The following is a 22110-nucleotide window of genomic DNA, read 5'->3' as shown; positions in this document are numbered from 1 at the left end:
ATAAAATTAGACATTAAAAATAAACAAGCATGAATAGAAGAGAAGCTTTGGCAAGGGTGGCATGGATCATGGGAGGAGCCGTTGTCGGTGCCAATTTATTTTTGGAAGGATGCACCCGCACCGCCACCAAAAATGTAGAGAGTCTATTTGATCCAGAAACCGTGGATTTTCTTGGTGATGTAGCTGACACCATACTACCCCCTACAAGCAGCCCGGGAGCAAAAGAGGCAGGCGTAGGGGCGTTTATTCCCGTTATGGTAAGAGATTGCTACACCAAAAAGGAACAAGATACCTTTATCAATGGCCTTAATAAAATAGAAGAAGCTGCTAATGAGAAATTTAGTAAGAAGTTTCAGGAATTGAATAAAACCGAACGTACTGAACTGTTGAATTCCATTGATAAGGAAGCAAAGGAATATCAGAAAAGTAAGGACGAAAAAGATCCCAATCATTATTTTAACTTGTTTAAACAGTTGACATTGCTTGGGTTTTTTACATCAGAATTAGGTGCCACCAAAGCGTTGCGTTATGTGCAGGTTCCAGGCAAATACGATGGTGATTATCCTTATAAAAAGGGAGATAAGGCTTGGGCAACTTAAAAAAAAGAGTGCTAAAGCAGATATCATGTAACTGCAATTTTTCACGTCCTTGATTGTAATTCAGCAAGTATTTTAGTAGTATTGTTGATCGAAATCAACAATCAATATGATAGGTGCAGAATTAATACCCAAGGAAGATATCCCGAAGTATAAATTGACACGGGCATCGGAGGATCATTCAATGGAATTGCTAGATAAATTGAGAGGCGCACTGCGCTTGGGAAATGAATTTAAATCAAAAGCAACCATCACATTCCAGACGCTGGATGGACCCAAATGTGTAGAAACAACCGTTTGGACCCTTACAGAAGATGCATTGCAGATTAAAAATGGCGTAGTATTGCCCTTGGGTAGCCTATTGGATATCGATTATTGACAGCGATGTATTCGTTGATACCTCGTAAAAAAATAAGGTAAACCCTATACAACAAATCGAACGTGAATGCGTTAAAGAGTTAGGTTTAGGTTGATAAAAAACATTTTGTTTTTACCGCGCTTCCCAAAGGCGCGGTTTTTTTTGTTTATGTCGTTCATATACATTTTTTTGTTGTTTGCATGCAATCGTTTTTCGATCCCTGTTTAACCGCGTAATTTTGAACCAAAAGCAGATTTTGAACCAGAAGCAGATTGATAACGGGGTGGAATTAGCATACATGAAACAGAATATTTTTTTGACGTATTGCCATGAAATCGTCGGCATTGCTATGAAATGGTTGGTGCAGCAGCATTTTCCCCTGTCGGCCATCAGCGAAGCCCAGAGTTTTCAGACGGCGCTCAATGATCTACCCAAAAAGCCGTACGACTTGGTTGTCTTAGACGCAGAAATTGGAGATAGCGTGCATGTATTAGGCACAGTCAAGCATATCAAATCTATTAGTCCAGCAACCCGCATACTTATTTTTTCCGAATTGGACGAAGCTGTATACGGTCCGAAATACCTAGCGTTTGGTACAAATGGTTTTTTGGCTAAAAAGGCCGATATCGGGAGCATCATTTTAGCGATAAAGACAGCACTTAGCGGTGGTATCTTTTTTGAAAATCAACGGGATATTCCATTATTTGCCACAGAAGCAGAGCTGGGCAGAGATAACCCGTTGGACATATTGTCAAAGCGTGAGACCCAAATTGTCGAACGACTCGTCCGAGGAGTGTCCTTGACTGAAATAGGCAGGAAGATGAATCTCAAAGAAACGACCATCAGTACCTATAAAAAACGAATCTTTGAGAAAGCAGGTGTTAAGACACTTTCTGACCTCATTGCGATTTGGAAGATCTATCGATAGCATCCTGTTGTAGTTTTTCTTCTACGAAAACTTCTGTTCACATACATTTTCCTGTCGTTCATATACACTTGGTTGCCTATCGTCCGGTAAATATTTCTCTTTGTGCGTCGAAAGAAAGCAGCATTGCTACCTGGAGACACGCAGGCATCTATTGATTATTCTTAACGAGATAGACTTAGAGTTTCGGAAAATGATCAGCCATAAAGTATTGGCTGTCAGGGTAATTTATGAGTATTGGATAATTGTAAATCGATATGAGAGATATTTTACGTATTAGTAATAGCAAACTTTTGGGTATATTTATACTGTTGGGATTGCTTCTTGGAGCTACCCAGAGTTTTTCCCAAACACCGAGCTTGGGTGACCCCCTTTTTTTTGAAGATTTTGGCACAGCAACAACCGGATCGGGGGGGAATGGAACGACCTATTCATTTAACGGCTATAACGGTGAAAATACAGTTACTTTTAAAAATGAAAGTATCGATTACATCCAATCCTTGCTGTTCTATACACCAGCTCACGTGCCACCTGAATACGGTACTTGGGGGGATCCGAACTGGGGGCCACGATTCATCGATTATAACGCTAGAAAGGGTTCGTATTCGATTGCGACCAATTCTTCTGGATATAAAAATTCTTACTTTTATACCGGCTATGATCACACGACGAACACCGGCAAAGGGTATATGCTCTTAGTAGATGCTCACTCGTCGACAACCTTGTATTTTGATCGTGTCGTTGAAAACCTGTGCGCCGGTACTAAGTTCCAATTTTCGGTATGGATCAAGGATATCAATAGGGAAAATAATTTACCAAAGCCCAAAATCACCCTGGATATTTTCGATAACGATGCCTATGAGCAAAGTGGAGGTGCGGTTTCTCCGATCGCAACGCATACCACGGATGATTCCGATATATTAAAAAAGAACACTTGGTATGAATTGAAAATGGACTTTGATATGCCGGCAAATGTCAGCACGGTTCGATTGCAAATCAGGAATGCCGTTGAGGAATATCGTGGGAATGATTTGGCAATGGATGATATTACTTTCAGGCCAATGGGGCCACCGATTACCCTTGTAAGCAATTATTCTGAAGCGGTTTGTGTCGGATATGAGGTGGCGTATGATGTTGAAGTAAGTCAGGGTGCTTATAATCGTTATTATTATCAATTGCAACGTCGTAAAATCAATGCCGAGGGAAACGATCTGGAGGGCAATGATTTTGAGAATGTCGGAAATGCCGTGGGACCGATCGCTGACAACCAACAGACCTTTACCTTTCCTGCTGCTTTAGCGGACGATAATTATGAGTATCGCGTGATTGCAGCAGGCGATCCTTTGACGCTTACGAACAAAAATTGCCGGACGGTGTCCAATGCAATTTTATTGCGTGTACACGATCATCTTCCAGTCATTGCAGCTGTACCACTTACGGTATGCGCGGGCGATGCATCTGCGCTCGAAGCGTCTATCATAAACGGAACGGATGCAGGAGATTATGAATATCTCTGGCAATATGAGAATATTTCTACCCACGGAGAATGGGTGACCATTGAAAACGAGTCGAGTTTCACATTGAATACCGGGCCATTGCAAGAGACAACCCGGTACCGCGTACAAGCCATTAAAGATAATTGTGTGGGACAAGGGTTTTCGGATCCGGTCGAGGTAACAGTAACCGTCGCACCTCCACCGACTGCTTCCGAACAAGTTCAGACCTTTTGTGCGATGGAAGCTCCTACGGTCGCCGATTTGATGGCTAATGGAGCGGATATCCGGTGGTACGATGCTTCCGGCACTGTGCTGGCTCTCACTGAAGCGCTGCTTGACGGCGAATTATATTATGCCACACAAACCATTGACGGTTGTGAGAGTGTGGAACGCCTTGCTGTAACTGTGAAAATCAATGATGTGAATGCCGGTACCATAGGCGGTAATCAAACCACTTGCCTAGGTGCCGTTCCCGCGATCCTTGCGTCTACTGTGGATGCAAGCGGGGCTGGTATCGTAGGCTACCGTTGGGAAAGCAGCATAGATGAGACAGCCTGGGAGGTTATTGACGGAGCTACAGACGCCTCATATGCACCCGCGGCTGTAGACCAAAATACATTTTTCAGGCGGGTAGCCGTTTCTACGCTAAATGGATTGGAATGTGAGGGGTATACGGAACCTGTTTCCGTTTTGATTGCGGACGACTGCGATTTGACCAGTCAAAAAACCGTTGTAGATAAAAACAACGACGGATTGGCGCAGGCGGGCGAACAATTAACCTATAGCATTCAGATTAGTAATGCCTACGATCGGGATATCGTGGCGACAATAACCGATGAAATTCCGCAGCATACCGTGTTCTTCAGCAGCGAAGGTAATTACGATGGTGTTAGCTTGATTACTTGGAAGGACATAAAAGTTCCAGCCCATTCGCAGGTAGCTGTTGACTTCGTTGTAGTAGTTACGGATAACTTGACAGGTATCGATCAAATTGAGAATGTAGCCACCGTTACAAGTGCCGAATTAACTGATCCGCAGCGACCTTCTGTACGTATCGATACAGACCCGGCGAAGTCATTCACAGCTACCAAGGCGGCCAACAAGGAATCCGTGAAAGCAGGCGAGGAGCTGACCTACACGATTACGGTTACCAACACGGGCGACGTGGATTATGCGGGTATCACGGTGGAAGATGATGTTCCGACGGGAACAACCTACAAGGAAGGCAGTGCGAGCGAGGGTGCCACAGTTACCGGTAACACATTGACCTGGACAATTGATGCCCCCTTCGGCGAAAGCCGGGAGGTGAGCTTCACGGTTGTGGTGGGCGATAACCTGACGGATATTGCCAGTATCCGCAACGTAGCAAAGGTAACGGGCGAAGATCCGGAGACCCCGGAAGAACCGGAAACCGAAACACCGACGGACCCTGCGAAATCATTCGCGGCGGACAAGGCGGCGGACAAGCAATCCGTGAAGGCAGGCGAGGAGCTGACCTACATGATTACGGTTACCAACACGGGTGATGTGGACTACGCGGGCATCACGGTGGAAGATGATGTTCCAACGGGAACCACCTATAAGGAAGGCAGTGCAAGCGAGGGTGCCACGGTTACAGGCAACACATTGACCTGGACAATTGACGTTCCCTTCGGCGAATCACGTAAAGTCAGCTTCACCGTAGTGGTGGGCGATGACCTGACCGGCATGGAAAGTATCCGCAACGTGGCGAAGGTAACGGGCGAAGATCCGGAAACCCCAGAAGAACCGGAAACCGAAACACCGACAAATTCCGGAAAGCAATTTGAATCCGTTAAAACCGTGTCAGACGCAACAGGAGACGGCAACGCACAAGCGGGCGAGGAACTGACTTATCGCATCAGCGTAAAAAATACAGGCGCTGAAGACTACAAAGGAATCACCATTGAAGATGAAATTCCTGCTCATACGACCTATGTAGCAGGCAGTGCAACCCATGGCGGCGAATTTGCTAGCGGTACACTGAGCTGGACAATCGATGTCCCATTTGGAAAAGAAGTAGCGGTGACTTTCAACGTACAGGTAGTCGAAGAACTCGAGGGTGTGGACGCAATAAGGAACGTAGCTGTAGTAACGGGGGGCGACCCGGAAAATCCAGAAATAGAGCATCCGGAATCCCCCGAAGTTCCTGTGATTACTGGCCCGACAGCCAATGATGACCAAGGCAATACCAATCAAGGTGAGCCGATAACGATCGCGGTATTAACAAACGATACCGAGGGTAGTAGTCCATTGGTTCCGGGGTCTGTCCGCCTGATTGATCCAATAACTGGTGATCAGGTAACCACGGTGACGCTGGCAGGAGAAGGCACGTATACGGTAGACACGGACGGAAAAGTAACCTTCACACCGGATGCGGATTACGTCGGAAATAGCTCGGTAAATTATGTCGTCGAGGATGAAAACGGACAGGAGTCAAACGAAGCGGCGATCGCAATCATCGTTGAGGGTGTGGCCGCTGAAATCGCACCGACCGCGGTAGATGATCATGCCTCTACACCCTATGGACAAGCTGTAACCATTCCGGTACTAAGCAACGATCAAGCGGGCAGTAGTCCAATCGTTCCGTCTACGGTCAAATTGATTGATGAAGCCGGCAACCGGGTAAGTACGGTTACCATCGCGGGAGAAGGACGGTATTCCGTAAATGCCCAAGGAGCGGTCACGTTCGAGCCTGCGGAAAGTTTTACGGGCACTAGCACATTAACGTATGAGGTAAGCGATGAAAATGGTTTGGTGTCAAATGTGGCAACGATCACCGTTGAAGTAAATGCCCGCCAATTTAAGATTCCGAATGTGTTTACACCCAATGGTGATGGACGTAACGATGTCTTTGAAATTGTAGGAATTGAAGGCTTTGATCGGGTAGAAATCACGGTGGTGAACCGTTGGGGCAATGAGGTGTACCGCAATCGCGATTACCGGAATGACTGGGATGGCCAAGGGCTGAATGAAGGTACTTATTATTACGTGATCATCACCCACGACGGTGGAACCCGGGAACGGCACGCAGGATGGGTATTAATCAAACGGCAATAACATCGATTTGCATAAATAAGGATTCGATTCTAAAAACAAAGCTATGAAGCACATTATAAAATCGGTAGTGTTCGCAATTGGTATCAGTGCAGCGTGGAAGGCGCATGCCCAGCAAAACATCCAATTTACGCAATACATATTCAATTCGATGAGTGTCAATCCCGCGTACACGGGATACAAGGAAGAGTGGTTTGGTCAATTAGGACTGCGGAGCCAATGGGTGGGGCTTGAAGGCGCCCCCCAAACGGGGCTGCTATCGATAGACGGAGTTGCCGATCCGATAAACAAACGACATGGTGTCGGGATGCAGATCACGGCAGACAGACTGGGACCGCAATCTGCGACTTCGGCCTATGCAAATTATGCCTTTCGCTTGCGATTAAATGAAGAGGATACCCAGCGGTTGAGTTTTGGTGTCGCTGCTGGTGTGACGCAATACAGCCTCGATGGTTCACTGCTTGATCCCGTCGAGGGAGGAGATCAGGTACTGCCAGCAGGTAAAATAAGCAACTGGGTTCCGGATGTCCGTTTCGGAGTGTATTATTATAATCCGAAATGGTATGCGGGTGTTTCCGTAATGGACCTGCTTTCGGGCGACCAAAGCAATAATATTTTCCGGTGGGACAATACAACCACGGACAATATACGTCGCAAGCGGCACCTGTATTTCATCGGTGGAGCACTGTTTGATCTTTCTAAGGGACTCAAGCTAAGGCCGAGCTTGTTGGTGAAAGAGGATTTCAATGGGCCAACAAGCTTAGACCTCAATGCAATGTTTATTTTCGGTGACCGTTTTTGGCTGGGGGCTGGATGGCGAACCGGCGTGACAGTTTTCGAACGCGAATATAACCGTGTGAGTGGAAATAGCCTCAATGGTCGTAACTCGTTTTCCGCGATCACTCAGATTTATGTGACAGACGTACTACGCATTGGGTATTCATACGATCATATTGTTAGCCGTCTTTCGAACGTCCAGAACGGATCGCATGAAATCACGCTGGGAATCACTTTCGGTCCGAAAGCACAGCGGGTACTAAGTCCACGATTTTTCTAAAGCAATTGATGGGACATTTTCTTTTAATCCATAAAGATATGAACAAGAGATACTCAGGGATGATAATCGGTATGCTGATGCTGTTCGCTGGCATCGTTGTTGCTCAGGAGCAACCCAGCCTGCGGGATCGAGCGGACGAATTATATAGTCGCTATGAATACGCAAATGCGGTGAAACTGTATACCAAACTTGTCGATATTCGCAAACCTCGTTTACACGACCTTGAACGGTTGGCAGATAGTTATTCGAAAATGAATGATTACGAATCGGCCGAAAATTGGTACGCCCGCGTTGTACAACACGCCGATGGCTCACCCGAAAATCTACTCCGGTATGGAGAGATTCTCAAAATGAACGGAAAGTACGCAGAGGCAAAAAAACAACTGGAGAAGTACGCAAGTCAAACGGGTAACGCTCCATTTGTTGCGGTGCAGCTAGCAGGATGTGATTCGGCATTGCGCTGGATGTCATCGCCTACATTGCATCGGTTACAGAATGAAGCGTTGGTGAACACCGTAAATGCTGAGTTTTCTGTTTTTCCCGTGGGAAATCAAGTGTATTATACCGGGGAACCCATGGATGAAGCCGTTGGAAAAACCTACGGCTGGACGGGCAACGCATTTTTACGGGTGTATACGGCACCGCTTTCATCGGAAGGCAATCTCGGACGTCCTTCGTTTGCTGATTCAGACCTCAATAACGGAAAATACCACATCGGACCGGTTGTTGCCGAACAAGACGGTAAAACATTGTATGTAACACGGACGTATACCGGCAAAGAAGGTGAACAACAGAAAGTAGCGGGACATAGATACCGTACTCAGCTATTGGAGTTGTATCGCTATCAACTGGAAAATGGAACATGGGTTTCCGAACCGTTTGCGTATAACAACGTAAAGAACTATTCGGTAGGTCACGCTGCTCTTTCAACCGATGCAAGCATATTGTATTTTTCAAGTGATATGCCCGGAGGCCATGGTGGCACAGATATCTGGTATAGCGAACGGCAGGCTAACGGGACGTGGGGTGATCCCGTCAATGCGGGAACAATAATCAATAGTGCGGGTGACGAGCTGTTTCCCAGTATAGGGCCAGATGGAACACTCTATTACTCAAGTGATGGTTTCCCGGGTATGGGCGGTCTTGATGTTTTTCGGTCGATGGGCAGTAAAAGCCAATGGAGTAGCCCTGAAAATCTAAAGTATCCGGTCAATAGCGCCTCCGACGATTTCGCCTATCTGGTTTACGAGGAAGATGAAGCCGGTTTCCGTGGATTCCTCGCTTCCGATAGAAAAGGTGGTAAGGGAGGCGATGATATCTATTCATTTTCGTTCTCCAAACCAAAGATTATCATTATTCTAAAAGGTACCACATCAGATAAAGCCACTGGTAATCGGTTGCCTGCCACAACAGTAACACTGTACGATGGTGCGCGAGCGATCGTAGCCAAACAGCGGAGCAGCGGTAACGGAACATTTGAATTTGTTCTTGACCGTGACAGGGATTACACGGTGCTGGGACAGAAGGAAGGATATCATGCGGATTCCTCGAAAGTGAGCACACAGGGAATTACGCAATCCGACACATTGGAAGTCGCGCTCTTGTTAGAACCAATATTCCAAGTAGGACAGACATTTGAACTGGAAAATATTTATTATGATTTTGATAAATACAACATCCGTCGCGACGCGGCAGTGATATTGGACGAACTGGTCCGTACACTGCGCGATAACCCAACCTTGAAGATTGAGCTTTCCAGTCACACCGACAGTCGTGGCAGTCATGCCTACAATGAAATATTGTCGCAACGGCGGGCACAATCGGCAGTAGATTATTTGGTAAGCCGGGGAATAGAACGCGCTCGGATGGTGGCCAAAGGATATGGGGAAACGCGGTTGGTAAACCGGTGTGCGGATGGAGTTGAGTGTTCGGCGGCCGAGCACCAAGCCAATCGAAGAACCGAGGTAACGATATTGGAATATTGATATTCCCGTTTAACCTGAAAATGAAGAAGTCGTCTCAAGCCAGTTGAGGCGACTTCTCTTTGTAAAATACATCCGTCTTATTTGAGAATTCTGCGGATTTTGTTCGATTTCTTAATCAATTTGTGGAAGGCTTCATAGTCTTCCTCGCTGAGTGCTTGTTGGATATTCTGTAATTGTTTGATGTGTTCCTGCAGGACTTCAAGTACGTTATCTCGATTCTGTTTGAAAATAGGGGTCCACATATCCGGCGAACTTTTGGCGAGCCTAACCGTGGATTCGAATCCAGAACCTGCTAATTCAAAAATTCGGCCCTGAGACTTTTCCTTTTCCAATACGGTAAGTGCCAATGCAAATGACGTAATATGTGAAATATGAGATACGTAAGCGGTATGTACATCGTGTTCATGTGCCTCCATAAATGCGGTACGCATCTCCAATTGTTCAGTAATGGCATCCACCGTATCAAAGGCATCTTCATCACTATGCATAACGTCGACATAAACCATCATCTTACCCTTAAATAATTCGGGAATGGCTGCTTCCGGACCGGAATATTCGGTGCCGGCCATCGGGTGGGCAGCCACTAATCGTCCGCGGTTGGGATGGTTAGCAACGGCTTGTAAGATTCCCTCTTTGGTTGATCCCATATCGACAACCACTTGGTGTGTGATGCGGTCCAGAATAGAAGGCAATAACTGAAGGATGGCATCTACCGGTATCGTGAGAAAAATAACGTCACTCCGATTGATTGCTTCCTCAAGCGTAGTCTCCTCATCAATGAGTCCCAATTGGAGTGCTTTTTTTAAGTTGGTGTCGCTTTTGTCGACGCCAATAATCTTAGAAACGGCTTTTTTTTCTTTCAGAGTGATGGCGACAGACCCTCCAATGAGTCCGACGCCAACAATGGCTATGTTCATTGTCACTTATATTATGAAATGGATGAATCGTTGTCAGCCGCAGCGGCGAGGACAACACGTTTGTAAGCTTGGTCCAAGGTGGACTCCGCCGCACAAAGGCTTACGCGGATATACGACATGCCAGCGTCCCCAAAGATACCACCAGGAGTGATAAACACCCTTGATCGATGAAGCACTTCGTCACTCAGTGCATATCCGTCTGCATACGATTTCGGTATTTTGGCCCATACAAACAGACCGACCTGTCCTTTGTCATAGCTGCACCCCAACGTATCCAATAACTGGTATACTTTTTCCCTTCGATTTCGATACGTGCGGTTCAGTTCGCTGTACCATTCGGGGCCTAACGACAGCGCCTTAGCCGCTGCCATTTGAGCGGGAAGAAACATGCCGGAATCCATGTTGCTTTTAAAACGGATAATCTCCTTAATACGTGCTTCTGCGCCAACGAGCATCCCGATACGCCATCCTGCCATATTAGCGGACTTGCTCAGCGAATTAAGTTCGATTGCTACATCAAAGGCCCCTTCAAGCGCCATGATGCTTTGCGGATGGTCGTTAAGTATAAAGCTATACGGATTGTCATGGCAAAGCAAGATATTGTGTTGTTTGGCGAAAGCAACAGCTTCCCCGAAAAAAGTTCCGGTAGCTACAGTTCCTGTAGGCATATGCGGATAGTTGAGCCACATGATTTTTACACGACTCAGATCTGTTTTTGCCAACGCATCCAAATTGGGTAGCCAATTGTTCTCAGGGGTCAAGGTATATGGAATACCAGTAGCCCCGCTTAGGCGTATGGCTGCTGAATAGGCCGGATATCCCGGATTCGGAAAAAGTGCTTCGTCTCCGTCAGCTAGATAAGTCATACAGATGTGTACAATTCCTTCTTTTGAGCCAATAAGTGGCAGTACATTTTTGTTCGGATCTAAAGACACCTCATAATACCGAGCGTACCAGTTGGCAATTGCTTCTCGAAGCGGCAAAATCCCCTGATAGTTTTGATAAGCGTGAGTATGGGGAAGCAGTGCATATTCGTGCAGTGTTTCTACCACGGAAGGATGGGGGGGCAAATCAGGGCTTCCAATGCCTAAATTGATAACTTTTTCGCCCGACTGATTCAGTGCTTCAATTTCACGTAGTTTTCTTGAAAAATAATATTCTTCGGTATGCTGTAACCGTTTGGCAACCTGTATTTGCATTTTTTTACGTTTAGGCGACTAAATTAAGTAAAACCGAGCAATATTTAGCTTCGTATTTTTCGGGTGGCCTTTCTTTTTTTGGTAACTTTGCCGCTTGCTTAGTGCTTGATGAAGACATACTTTAGATTACTTTCGTACGCCAAACCTATCGAAAAATTTGCCATTCCCTACGTTTTTACTACGTTATTGAGTGTTGTATTCAGTGTTTTAAACCTCGCATTGGTTATGCCGCTATTGCAAACATTGTTTAATACCGGAGAGGGATTGACCGAAGTAGCAAAGCCAGCGCACTGGTATGACATGAAAGATAGCTTCAATTACTACGCTACACAAGCGGGGCTAATTTATGGTCCGTACGAAGCATTGAAAAGAGTGTGTATTATTATCGTCATATCTGTGTTCCTCAGTAATCTTTTCCGTTATCTATCACAGCGTATTATGGAAAACCTCCGTATTCACACCTTATTGAATCTGCGTAAGGCGGTGTTCGATAACGTGATGGATTTACATGTTGGCTATTTCAATAATCAGCGTAAAGGTGATATCATCTCAAAGATTGCGTCCGATGTACAAGTCGTACAATTCTCGGTTACGGGGACGTTGCAAGTCGTGTTTAAGGAGCCGCTTACGCTGATTTTTTACATCATTGCACTGTTCCTAATTTCCACTGAATTGACCCTGTTTGCCGTAGCGGTGATTCCAGTCTCCGCATTCGTAATTTCTCGGATCGTAAAGCGCCTCAAGGCACAGGCTATTCGGGCACAACAAGTTTATGGCAATATGATCAGCTACCTGGATGAGGCACTGTCAGGAGTGAAGATCATCAAAGCCTTCAACGCAACTGACTTCATCAAGAAAAAATTCAACGATGAAAACGTTTTGCTGGCAAAGATCAGTCGACGGATGGTGCGTCGGCAACAGTTGGGATCGCCCGTATCCGAGTTGCTGGGGGTGGCGATGGTAGCCGTTGTGTTACTTTATGGAGGCAATTTAGTGTTAAGCGGTTCTGGCGAATTATCTGCAGCAGCCTTTATTACCTATATTGCGCTGTTCTCGCAAGTCATGCGTCCGGCGAAGGCGCTGACCGATTCGTTCGCCAATATCCATTCAGGAATAGCCGCCGGCGAACGGGTACTGGATCTCATCGATCAGAGAAATGAGATGCCCGATGCACCCGATGCACAATCACTTACCGAGTTCAACCAGGGTGTTTCACTTGCCAATGTCAGCTTTGCATACGGCGATAGGCAGGTGCTCAAACACGTCAACTTCCATATTCCTAAAGGCAAAACGGTCGCACTGGTAGGGCCGTCGGGCGGTGGTAAGTCTACATTGATGGATTTGATACCCCGATTTATTGAAGCCCAGGAAGGCGAAGTCCTGGTTGATCATATCAATGTAAAGCAACTAAAAACAACTGATTTGAGAGAGTTGATTGGTTTGGTCAATCAAGATTCCTTTTTATTCAATGATACGATCTATAACAACATTGCTTTTGCAACGAAAGATGTAACCGAAGAAGACGTCATAACAGCGGCAAAAATTGCAAACGCGCACCAATTTATTCTTGAAACAGAGGCTGGCTATCAAACCTATATTGGTGATCGTGGAATTAAATTATCAGGAGGGCAGCGCCAACGGATTTGCATAGCGCGGGCTGTCCTGAAAAATCCTCCCATTTTGTTGTTAGATGAGGCAACGTCCGCATTGGATACCGAGTCTGAAAAGCTAGTACAGGAGGCGTTAGCCAAACTGATGCAAAACCGGACAACCCTTGTTATCGCCCATCGCCTTAGCACCATCCAAAATGCGGACCAGATCATCGTACTTGATGCTGGGGTGATCGTAGAACAAGGTACTCATCAACAGTTGCTGGCCCGCGATGGTCTATACAAAAAATTGATTGATATGCAGCAGTTTGGCGAATGAAGCGTATGATAAAAACTACCTATAATTGCAATTGAGGGCAAGTTTAGCTAAATTTGCTCACTAAGAGTTCAGGATATGGATGCCGAAAAAAAACTCACTTTCCTTCTTGAAAACAAGAATCTGGACGAGGAACTGAAAACCATCGCTACGAAGGTTTACCACGGACAGCGGATCTCCGAAGCGGAAGGAGTGGCGCTGTATGAACGCGGTGAACTGGGCTATCTCGGCGTATTGGCAAATTTTATACGGGAAAGGCTCCATGGTGACAAGACGTACTTTAACCGGAATTTTCACATCGAGCCAACCAATCTGTGTGTATACGATTGCAAGTTTTGTTCGTATTCACGGCTGATTAAACAGCGCGAAGATGGGTGGGAAGCGACAATGGACGAAATGCTCAGTCAAGTGAAATCGTATGACAATGAGCCGGTAACAGAGGTGCATATCGTAGGAGGGGTGCTGCCGCAATACAACATGGCATTTTACATGGATTTATTCAGCGCCATCAAACGTCATCGTCCAAGCCTTCATGTCAAAGCACTTACACCTGTCGAGTACCATTATATTTTTAAGAAGGCTAAAGTGGATTATGCCACCGGCATGGCCATGATGAAAGACGCTGGCTTGGAGTCCATGCCAGGAGGGGGAGCAGAGATTTTTCACCCGGAAATCCGCGAACAGATCGCGAAAGACAAGTGCAACGCGGAGCAATGGTTGCAAATCCACGAAGAATGGCATAAACTGGGGATGCACTCCAATGCGACCATGTTGTACGGCCATATCGAACAGTATTGGCACCGCGTGGATCACATGGAACGATTACGGCAATTACAGGATAAAACGGGAGGTTTCCAGACCTTTATTCCGCTTAAATTCAGGAATAAGGATAACCAGATGTCGTACGTGGCTGAATCAACCGTGGTGGAAGATTTGCGAAACTATGCCATCAGTCGCATTTACCTTGATAACTTTCCGCACATAAAAGCCTATTGGGCAATGATTTCCCGCCAAACTGCTCAACTGGCGCTTGGATTCGGAGTGAACGACATCGATGGAACACTTGACGACACGACGAAAATTTATTCCATGGCTGGAGCCGAGGAACAGCATCCGGCAATGACGACAAGGGAGTTGGTTGAATTAATCCGTAACACCGGCAGACATCCCATAGAACGGGACACCCTTTATCGGGTCATTACGGACTATAAGGATGTAACCTTTGCGGATGAACATGCCGATAAACAACCGAAATATTACCAGTTACCCGTACTAAACGACAAATAGCAGCATACGTTCTTGAAAAAATTACTCTATATCATTCGCCATGGCCAAACGGATCTGAACCTCAAAGGAATCGTGCAGGGGCGCGGGGTGGATGCTCCTTTGAATGAAATGGGCACGATGCAGGCCGGGGCCTTTTATGCCCATTATAAAGACGAACAGTTCGATAAAATCTATACATCTACGTTGCTGCGGACTCACCAAACGGTAGCCCCATTTCTTCAGGCCGGCTTGCCGATGGAACAACTGCAGGGACTTGACGAGATCGGGTGGGGGATTTACGAAGGCAAGGAGCAAACTCCTGAAGTGATGGAAGGTTTCTCCAATCTGATAACCCGATGGCGCAATGGCGAACTGGACATATGTGTAGAAGGAGGAGAAACCCCTAATCAATTGGCCATACGGCAGCGGGATGCACTCAACTACATCCTTTCCAAAAAAGAGGAGGAAAAAATTCTGATTTGCATGCATGGCCGGGCTATGCGTGTATTCTTATCCATACTCATCGATCGCGACATCGCACTAATGGACGATTTCCCGCATACCAATACGGCTTTGTACAGAGTTCGATACGATGGACACGCATTTTCTATTGAAGATGCATACAACATTCAACACCTGGAAGGGTTATATACAGACTAATAAGCATGGAAAAAGTTCGTGTATCCGCGGTATCTTATACCAATACGCTACCGTTTATCTACGGATTACAGCATTCACCCGTCATCAGCCAGATCGAATTGAGCCTGGATGTGCCAAGCAGTTGTGCACACAAGCTAATTCACAACGAGGCGGATTTAGGTATTGTGCCGGTAGCAGCGTTGCTGGAGATTCCCCAAGCGGAAGTTGTTTCAGACTATTGTTTAGGTGCCTCGGGGGCGGTTAATTCGGTGTTTATTTTCAGCGAAAAGCCGATTGAAGATATCGAGTCGCTCCGGTTGGACGGTCAATCCCGAACATCAAATGGATTGGCGCAGATTTTACTGCGGGATTATTGGAACCTTGAGGTGCAGGTAGTAAAGGAAGGAAAAGCCGATGCATACGTGGAAATCGGCGATCGGACATTTGGAAAGCAATATGCGCATCCATATGCCTATGATTTGTCGTGGTATTGGCAGAAACTGACGGGACTTCCGTTTGCTTTCGCCGCTTGGGTTGCCAATAAACCATTGGAGGTTTCATTCATCGAATCATTTAATGGTGCATTGGCTTATGGATTGACCCAGCGTGATGTGCTCATCAACCAGTTGCCCAAACGACTTGATTTTGATTATCGCCAGTACCTGATGGAAAGTATTGACTATCGGTACGACGAAGGAAAGAAAAAAGCGGTAACAGAATTTTTGAGATTGATGAAAACATTACATCGCGAACCAATAAATCCGTGATGCCTGTTCCATTGGTAAAAAATGTTTACTTTTGAGCCGAATCTACTAAATTGTTAGCTTATAGTTACTTAATTTGTCTTCGGAGAAATGATGATTCGAGTGACAACAACTAACAAGCAGTTCGACGAATACAGGAAAACTAAATAACTATACGGATGAGGATCGAAGACGAAATACAAACACGTAAGTTTCGCAACGAACAACATAAGGCAACCGTAAATATCGTCTTTACCAGTAATTGGATTACCGGTATTCTGGAAAAACGTGCCAATTTGGAGCAAATTACGTTGCAGCAATTCAATGTGCTGCGCATATTGAGGGGGCAGTATCCGAAGCCGGCTACCAACAGTTTGGTTAAGGAACGTATGCTGGACAAAATGCCCGATGTTTCGCGTATTATTGATCGTTTAGTTGCCAAGGAACTGGTGTCTAGAGGTAAATGCAGTACAGATCGACGGGCTGTGGATGTGATGATTACGCAAAAAGGACTGGAAAGGCTGGAAGCGCTTGAGGAAAGTATGATGATGATGGATATACTTCAAAAAAATATAACCGACGATGAATGCCGTATTCTTAATGGATTGCTGGACAAGCTCCGCGGGTATCAGCCGTTGGCGGCCGATGATCACTGAGAATAATTTCTCAGTGCGTATGTGCATCAAATAAAAAATTCAGCAATGAAACCGCGATGCCTAATCCGACAGCCACCATTTTCTTCTTGTTAAATTTATGATGATCGGCTGAACCGGATTCAAATAAGATCGTCGTGGATATATGGAGAAAAATACCAATAACCACAGCCATAATCCGATCGAAATACTGCTCGATATGACCAATCTCCCCTTTGCTGATGGCCCTGCTGAATAAATAACCCAAGGGAGTCATAAATGCAAATACGGCCAACAGCAGGACAATGTAACGCTTCGATAGCGATGTATGGAGTAACAAACTGCCGAGCGCAAAGGCTGCCGGAACATGGTGAAGTGCGATACCGAATGTGAGCTGGGTTTGATGGTGCGCAGCCAAGGGCATCCCTTCCAATAGGGCATGAAGACATAAACTAAACATGATGCCAAACGGAAAAATAGTAGTTCCTGATTGATGCATGTGATGGATATGTCCATGTTCAATTCCGTGCGAAAACTGCTCCAGAATCAGTTGAAACAAGAAGCCAAGTAATACAAATAGACCAATCGACTCGTCCGTAGTATCGTGGGTATGATACACGTGCGGAATCAAATGCAATACTGTGATAGCAAACAAATAAGATCCACTGAAGGAAAGTATAAGTTTAAGTGCGTTCGCATTATCCCGTTTCACAAAAAATACGGAAATTCCACTTGCAAACGCCGAAACAAATAAGATTGTAATAATTACCGTGGAACTCATGATACGCCTTTTACAGGTGCAAAATCAGGAACAATCACGCGGAAAACCAAACCGGTTGTGTAACCGATCGCGCAGCCCAATAACGCTCCGGCGATAATGTCTAACGGATAGTGAACCCCTACATATACCTGTGCAATGCTGACAAGTGCTGCCCAAATAAGCGCTAACCAAAGGATATGCTTCCAGCGCCTGTAAAAGATCATGATCAGCACCGTCGAAATCGCAAAATGGTTAGCCGCATGCGACGACGTAAAACTATAACCGCTGCCGCATCTAACCCGTACAGCAACTTCCTCTTTAAACTCAATATCATTGCACGGCCGGATACGCTTGACCGATTTTTTGATTACCGACGACGACAACGCATCGGCAATACCGAAGGTGATCAATATAAAGAGTACGATAAGCAACCCTTTATTCCGGTAATTCCTGATGCAAAAAACAATGATGAAAAGATATAAAGGCGCCCATGTGTAGGGATTACGCAAAACAGGCATCAGCCAATCGAAGAAGACATTGCTTAATCCCTGGTTAATCGCCAGAAATGCCTCCTGATCTAATGAAACGAGTTGATCGATCATGTAAATTAAACAAAGTTGCAACAAAAATAAGAATAAATCCGAATTTTCAATTCGAATGGGTGAATTTAATTATCCAGAACAATATTCCTATTTTTACCGCTTCGAAGATAGCAATATAAAAGTAGTTGACCATTTAGCAATCAAAAATAACGACATGACGTTAATTAAATCCATCTCAGGTATTCGGGGTACCATAGGGGGTAGGCCAGGAAAAGCGCTTACACCGGTTGATATCGTTAAATTTACGGCAGCATTCGGACGCTTCATCCAAAACAAAACCGGAATCAATAAGATGGTCTTAGGACGGGATGCCCGTATTTCGGGTGATATGGTCCGTAACCTGGTCGTCGGTACGTTACAAAGCATCGGAATGGATGTGGTAGACCTTGGGTTATCCACCACGCCAACGGTAGAAATAGCGGTGCCCGGCGAACAAGCCGGAGGGGGCATTATCCTTACAGCCAGTCATAACCCTGCGCAGTGGAATGCATTGAAACTGCTGAACGATAAGGGGGAATTTATCAGCGATTCCGAAGGGAGGCAAGTGTTGGACATTGCAGAAAACCTGGATTTTGATTTTTCGGATGTCGATGCATTGGGCAGGGTAACCTTTACGGATAGCTACCTGCAAAAGCACATAGACCAGATATTGGCACTTCCATTGGTGGATACCGAAGCCATACGGAAAGCCAATTTTAAAATTGCCTTGGATGCTGTCAATTCAACGGGTGGTATTTTTGTGCCGGCGCTGCTGGAAGCCCTAGGTGTTCAGACGATTTATAAGATTCATTGTGAACCGGATGGCCATTTTCCGCACAATCCGGAACCACTCGCAGAAAACCTAACCGATTTATCCGCATTAGTTATCGCGCAACAGGCAGACCTGGGAATTGCCGTGGATCCCGATGTCGACCGGCTTTGCTTCGTTATGGAAAATGGCGAGATGTTTGGAGAGGAATATACCTTAGTAGCGGTTAGCGATTACGTACTCCGCCATACACCGGGAAACACCGTTTCCAATCTCTCATCTACAAGAGCGTTGCGCGATGTGACGGTCGCCAGTGGTTCCCAATACCACGCCGCCGCAGTAGGCGAGGTGAATGTGGTGACCAAAATGAAGGAGGTGAATGCGGTAATCGGTGGAGAAGGTAACGGCGGCGTGATTTATCCAGACAGTCATTACGGAAGGGATGCATTGGTCGGGATTGCGCTTTTCCTCACGCATTTAGCCGGAAGCGGTAAACGCATTTCGGAATTGCGCACGGGCTATCCTTCGTACTTCATGTCCAAGAATAAAATCACACTGACGCCAGCGTTAGACATCGATGGATTGCTGAAAACGATGGAACAACGGTATGACCAGGTGCCTCATAGCACCATCGACGGACTGAAGATCGATTTTGAGCACGGATGGGTGCATCTTCGTAAATCCAACACCGAGCCGATCATCCGCATTTATTCAGAAGCACCTACTCCGGAACAAGCCTCGGAAATTGCGTTGAATATTATGGAAGAAATCAATGACATTATCGGCAGACAACCGGATTAACGTTTCCTCGGAAGTAGGAAAACTGCGGAAGGTACTTATACACAGTCCCGACAGCGGTTTGGGGAAAGTAGTGCCCTCCAAAGCGCAGGATTGGTTGTTTGAAGACATCGTACATTTAAATACCATCCGGGCGAACGAGTACGACTATTATGTCAAGCTTCTACTGTATTTCCTGGATGAAACGAAAATAAAGGGCCGATTGACCCAGATCGATGCACCTGCACATTACCGAAACTTTTATAAACCCGATCACCCGGATTTCTACCACTCACAACAGGTCGTGGAGTTGCAGGTATTACTCATGGATATCCTGGAAGATAGGGCGATCAAAAACCAGTTGGTTGCGTCGGTGTGCGCCATAGAGGCCTGCAGTTATGAGGTGCAACGCCGGTTGATGGAATATTCACCCGCGGTGTTGGCCCGGGTATTCTTCAGCGGAACGTCCGACGAAAGTGAATTGATCTTTCCGCCGATCCCGAATTTTATCTTCACCCGTGACATTGGCATTGTCATCAACGACCATATTCTACTCAATAAACCAAGAAAGGAAGCTCGCAAACGAGAGGCACTAATCGCCAAGTACATATTTTTCCACCATCCGCTCTTTGCCCACTATCGGGACAACATCATCGAGCTGACGGATACGCAGCACCACTTTTTACTGCCCAATGATTCGGAAACAGAGAAAGTGACCTTGGAAGGCGGCGACGTCATGGTGGTCAGCAAAAACCATGTGCTGATAGGCATCAGTGAACGCACGAATTCGGAAGCCGCTGCTCAGGCGGTAAAAAAACTTTTCGAAAAGAACGTAGTCGATAAGATCACCGTGATTAAAATCCCCAACAAGCGGGACTATATGCATATCGATACCGTATTTACACAGGTAAAGGACGAGGTGTGGGTGATGCTCGGCGTTTTTTCCAATAAACATATGAAGGGATTGCAGACCGATGAAGTCCACCGTGTTTTAGGTGTGCAGCCCCGTACCGCCCAGGAACTGCAGATTTTCCAATTCAGGAAAGAGGACCCTGCAACGACGCGTTTTTTTGCTTCGTTGGAAGATCTCTTGATAGACATCAGTGTCGTCGACTTTGGATGCGATCCCGAGCATGTACGCATCCTTTTGTCAGGCAATAACCAATTTCCGTATGACGCACGTGAGCAGTGGACCGATAGCTGCAATTTACTGGCGCTTGGCAACGGGGTAGTACTGGGTTACGACCGGAATGATAAAACGATCGAGGCATTCCGTGAGACCGGGTTCAGCGTGATGGATGTAACGGAATTGCTGGTGCAACTTGAGGAAGGGAGTATACGGGCAAACGAATTGAAAGATACACTTGTGCTCATGCCTTCCGCCGAATTGTCTCGTGCTCGGGGCGGCTTCCATTGCATGAGTATGCCCCTGCTGAGAGACTGAAGTTACAGGAGCTGCCGATTAACTGAACAAAGTTGCTATGACGCTATTAATGATCCGACCGGTGCTTTTCGGCTACAATGCGCAGACAGCGGTAAACAACGCGTTCCAGGTGCCCGAAGCAGGTGATAACGTGGAAATACAACAGCATGCGGTCAGGGAATTCGACGCATTTGTTGAAAAACTGCGCAGCAACGACATGGATGTCCACGTTGTGCAGGATACAGAAATGCCCCATACTCCGGACAGTGTGTTTCCGAACAACTGGATATCGTTTCATGAAGACGGTTCACTGGTTTTATATCCGATGTTTGCCGAAAATCGACGCTTGGAACGTAAACCGGCAGTGTTTGAATCCATCCAAAAACGTTTTGTTATTCACCGTACGTTGGATTATACCCCTAATGAGGCAGAAGGAAAATTTCTGGAGGGAACGGGAAGTTTTGTGCTGGATCGTGTCAACAAAATAGCTTATGCATGCCGCTCGCCACGCACGGATGAATCGCTTTTCCGGTTATTCTGTAAACAAATGGGTTATCAACCCGTGGTGTTTGATGCTTTTGACGAGCGGGGACAGGCTATTTATCATACCAATGTAATGATGTGTATAGCGGATCGGTATGCCGTAATTGCGCTGGACAGCATTGCCCCATCCGACCGATCGTCCGTATCCCAAATACTCGAAACGTCGGGAAAAATACAGATACCTATCTCGATGCGTCAGATGAAGGCATTTGCTGGCAACATGCTGCAGGTCAAAAACAGACCGGGTAAACGGTTTCTGATCATGTCGACGCAGGCGTACCGTTCATTGCACACCGAGCAGCTTGAACAATTGACGGCATTCAATCCCATTCTTCATACATCGCTGGATACGATTGAGCGGAATGGAGGGGGGAGTGCACGCTGCATGATAGCTGAAGTTTTCCTCCCGGAACGTGCGGGATAAAATGGTTACCTTTGTTTAA

The 22110-nt window shown here is 46.2% G+C and carries 18 protein-coding genes; 14 read left to right on the top strand and 4 right to left on the bottom strand.

All coding sequences use genetic code 11. From position 1 onward, the window contains the following. Nucleotides 1-29 precede the first annotated feature (29 nt). From BMZ56_RS18440 to BMZ56_RS18415, 6 genes are all read left to right on the top strand, one after another. Nucleotides 30-599, top strand: a complete 570-nt coding sequence (locus BMZ56_RS18440; protein WP_090629162.1) for a gluconate 2-dehydrogenase subunit 3 family protein — start codon at nt 30-32, stop codon at nt 597-599. Nucleotides 600-705: 106 nt separating this feature from the next. Beyond that, nucleotides 706-975, top strand: coding sequence for a hypothetical protein (locus BMZ56_RS18435; protein WP_090629160.1), 270 nt, complete (start codon nt 706-708; stop codon nt 973-975). 217 nt (nt 976-1192) lie between these two features. Further along, nucleotides 1193-1882 (top strand): response regulator transcription factor, encoded by a 690-nt coding sequence (locus tag BMZ56_RS18430; protein ID WP_143072966.1) that lies wholly within the window; start codon nt 1193-1195, stop codon nt 1880-1882. A 254-nt stretch (nt 1883-2136) separates the two neighbouring features. Continuing rightward, nucleotides 2137-6453, top strand: coding sequence for a DUF7927 domain-containing protein (locus BMZ56_RS18425; RefSeq protein WP_090629158.1), 4317 nt, complete (start codon nt 2137-2139; stop codon nt 6451-6453). 43 nt (nt 6454-6496) lie between these two features. Further along, nucleotides 6497-7507: a PorP/SprF family type IX secretion system membrane protein gene (locus BMZ56_RS18420; protein ID WP_090629156.1), complete on the top strand. Its 1011-nt coding sequence runs from the start codon at nt 6497-6499 to the stop codon at nt 7505-7507. Nucleotides 7508-7545: 38 nt separating this feature from the next. Beyond that, complete coding sequence (locus BMZ56_RS18415) at nt 7546-9492, top strand: OmpA family protein (protein ID WP_090629155.1); 1947 nt, start codon at nt 7546-7548, stop codon at nt 9490-9492. A 77-nt stretch (nt 9493-9569) separates the two neighbouring features. Here the strand turns inward: BMZ56_RS18415 and BMZ56_RS18410 are convergent, their stop codons facing one another. Continuing rightward, nucleotides 9570-10409 carry a prephenate dehydrogenase gene (locus BMZ56_RS18410; protein ID WP_090629153.1) on the bottom strand — a complete coding sequence of 280 codons (840 nt, stop codon included), beginning with the start codon at nt 10407-10409 and terminating at the stop codon, nt 9570-9572. A gap of 11 nt (nt 10410-10420) precedes the next feature. Next, nucleotides 10421-11608 (bottom strand): pyridoxal phosphate-dependent aminotransferase, encoded by a 1188-nt coding sequence (locus BMZ56_RS18405; RefSeq protein ID WP_090629151.1) that lies wholly within the window; start codon nt 11606-11608, stop codon nt 10421-10423. A gap of 108 nt (nt 11609-11716) precedes the next feature. Between BMZ56_RS18405 and BMZ56_RS18400 the strand changes: the two genes are divergently transcribed. The 5 genes from BMZ56_RS18400 to BMZ56_RS18380 all read left to right on the top strand — a co-directional run bounded on the left by BMZ56_RS18400 (nt 11717) and on the right by BMZ56_RS18380 (nt 16838). Then, nucleotides 11717-13537 carry an ABC transporter ATP-binding protein gene (locus tag BMZ56_RS18400; RefSeq protein ID WP_090629150.1) on the top strand — a complete coding sequence of 607 codons (1821 nt, stop codon included), beginning with the start codon at nt 11717-11719 and terminating at the stop codon, nt 13535-13537. Between the two features lie 75 nt (nt 13538-13612). Continuing rightward, on the top strand, nt 13613-14821 hold the full coding sequence (gene mqnE, locus BMZ56_RS18395) for an aminofutalosine synthase MqnE (protein WP_090629148.1): 1209 nt from the start codon (nt 13613-13615) through the stop codon (nt 14819-14821). A gap of 12 nt (nt 14822-14833) precedes the next feature. Further along, nucleotides 14834-15460 carry a histidine phosphatase family protein gene (locus BMZ56_RS18390; protein WP_090629147.1) on the top strand — a complete coding sequence of 209 codons (627 nt, stop codon included), beginning with the start codon at nt 14834-14836 and terminating at the stop codon, nt 15458-15460. Between the two features lie 5 nt (nt 15461-15465). Then, on the top strand, nt 15466-16206 hold the full coding sequence (locus tag BMZ56_RS18385; RefSeq protein WP_090629144.1) for a menaquinone biosynthetic enzyme MqnA/MqnD family protein: 741 nt from the start codon (nt 15466-15468) through the stop codon (nt 16204-16206). 155 nt (nt 16207-16361) lie between these two features. Beyond that, a complete protein-coding gene (locus tag BMZ56_RS18380; protein ID WP_090629142.1) occupies nt 16362-16838 on the top strand; it encodes a MarR family winged helix-turn-helix transcriptional regulator in 477 nt (158 codons plus the stop codon). A 10-nt stretch (nt 16839-16848) separates the two neighbouring features. Here the strand turns inward: BMZ56_RS18380 and BMZ56_RS18375 are convergent, their stop codons facing one another. Both BMZ56_RS18375 and BMZ56_RS18370 read right to left on the bottom strand, forming a co-directional pair. Continuing rightward, nucleotides 16849-17595 (bottom strand): ZIP family metal transporter, encoded by a 747-nt coding sequence (locus BMZ56_RS18375; protein WP_090629140.1) that lies wholly within the window; start codon nt 17593-17595, stop codon nt 16849-16851. Next, complete coding sequence (locus tag BMZ56_RS18370; RefSeq protein ID WP_090629139.1) at nt 17592-18176, bottom strand: phosphatase PAP2 family protein; 585 nt, start codon at nt 18174-18176, stop codon at nt 17592-17594. The genes BMZ56_RS18375 and BMZ56_RS18370 overlap by 4 nt, the downstream gene beginning before the upstream one ends. Nucleotides 18177-18330: 154 nt before the next feature. Here BMZ56_RS18370 and glmM point away from each other — a divergent pair, with 154 nt between their 5' ends. From glmM to ctlX, 3 genes are read left to right on the top strand one after another with little or no spacing between them, the layout of a single operon-like run. Next, complete coding sequence (gene glmM, locus BMZ56_RS18365) at nt 18331-19725, top strand: phosphoglucosamine mutase (RefSeq protein WP_090629361.1); 1395 nt, start codon at nt 18331-18333, stop codon at nt 19723-19725. Further along, nucleotides 19697-21145 carry an arginine deiminase family protein gene (locus BMZ56_RS18360; RefSeq protein WP_090629138.1) on the top strand — a complete coding sequence of 483 codons (1449 nt, stop codon included), beginning with the start codon at nt 19697-19699 and terminating at the stop codon, nt 21143-21145. Before glmM ends, BMZ56_RS18360 begins: the two co-directional genes overlap by 29 nt. A gap of 37 nt (nt 21146-21182) precedes the next feature. After that, nucleotides 21183-22091: a citrulline utilization hydrolase CtlX gene (gene ctlX / locus BMZ56_RS18355; protein ID WP_245893289.1), complete on the top strand. Its 909-nt coding sequence runs from the start codon at nt 21183-21185 to the stop codon at nt 22089-22091. Nucleotides 22092-22110 lie beyond the last annotated feature (19 nt).

Origin of the sequence: Parapedobacter indicus, assembly GCF_900113765.1 — a bacterium.
In the GTDB taxonomy this organism is placed as follows: domain Bacteria; phylum Bacteroidota; class Bacteroidia; order Sphingobacteriales; family Sphingobacteriaceae; genus Parapedobacter; species Parapedobacter indicus.
The sequence above is the reverse complement of the archived record's forward strand: the minus strand, read 5'-3'. Positions and strand labels throughout refer to the sequence as shown.

Excerpts from the sequence above, each read along its gene's own strand:
- BMZ56_RS18440 (WP_090629162.1), top strand. The coding sequence starts at position 30 with ATGAATAGAAGAGAAGCTTTGGCAAGGGTGGCATGGATCATGGGAGGA.
- BMZ56_RS18435 (WP_090629160.1), top strand. The coding sequence starts at position 706 with ATGATAGGTGCAGAATTAATACCCAAGGAAGATATCCCGAAGTATAAA.
- BMZ56_RS18425 (WP_090629158.1), top strand. The coding sequence starts at position 2,137 with ATGAGAGATATTTTACGTATTAGTAATAGCAAACTTTTGGGTATATTT.
- BMZ56_RS18420 (WP_090629156.1), top strand. The coding sequence starts at position 6,497 with ATGAAGCACATTATAAAATCGGTAGTGTTCGCAATTGGTATCAGTGCA.
- BMZ56_RS18415 (WP_090629155.1), top strand. The coding sequence starts at position 7,546 with ATGAACAAGAGATACTCAGGGATGATAATCGGTATGCTGATGCTGTTC.
- BMZ56_RS18410 (WP_090629153.1), bottom strand. The coding sequence starts at position 10,409 with ATGAACATAGCCATTGTTGGCGTCGGACTCATTGGAGGGTCTGTCGCC.
- BMZ56_RS18405 (WP_090629151.1), bottom strand. The coding sequence starts at position 11,608 with ATGCAAATACAGGTTGCCAAACGGTTACAGCATACCGAAGAATATTAT.
- BMZ56_RS18400 (WP_090629150.1), top strand. The coding sequence starts at position 11,717 with ATGAAGACATACTTTAGATTACTTTCGTACGCCAAACCTATCGAAAAA.
- mqnE (WP_090629148.1), top strand. The coding sequence starts at position 13,613 with ATGGATGCCGAAAAAAAACTCACTTTCCTTCTTGAAAACAAGAATCTG.
- BMZ56_RS18385 (WP_090629144.1), top strand. The coding sequence starts at position 15,466 with ATGGAAAAAGTTCGTGTATCCGCGGTATCTTATACCAATACGCTACCG.
- BMZ56_RS18380 (WP_090629142.1), top strand. The coding sequence starts at position 16,362 with ATGAGGATCGAAGACGAAATACAAACACGTAAGTTTCGCAACGAACAA.
- BMZ56_RS18375 (WP_090629140.1), bottom strand. The coding sequence starts at position 17,595 with ATGAGTTCCACGGTAATTATTACAATCTTATTTGTTTCGGCGTTTGCA.
- BMZ56_RS18370 (WP_090629139.1), bottom strand. The coding sequence starts at position 18,176 with ATGATCGATCAACTCGTTTCATTAGATCAGGAGGCATTTCTGGCGATT.
- glmM (WP_090629361.1), top strand. The coding sequence starts at position 18,331 with ATGACGTTAATTAAATCCATCTCAGGTATTCGGGGTACCATAGGGGGT.
- BMZ56_RS18360 (WP_090629138.1), top strand. The coding sequence starts at position 19,697 with ATGACATTATCGGCAGACAACCGGATTAACGTTTCCTCGGAAGTAGGA.
- ctlX (WP_245893289.1), top strand. The coding sequence starts at position 21,183 with ATGACGCTATTAATGATCCGACCGGTGCTTTTCGGCTACAATGCGCAG.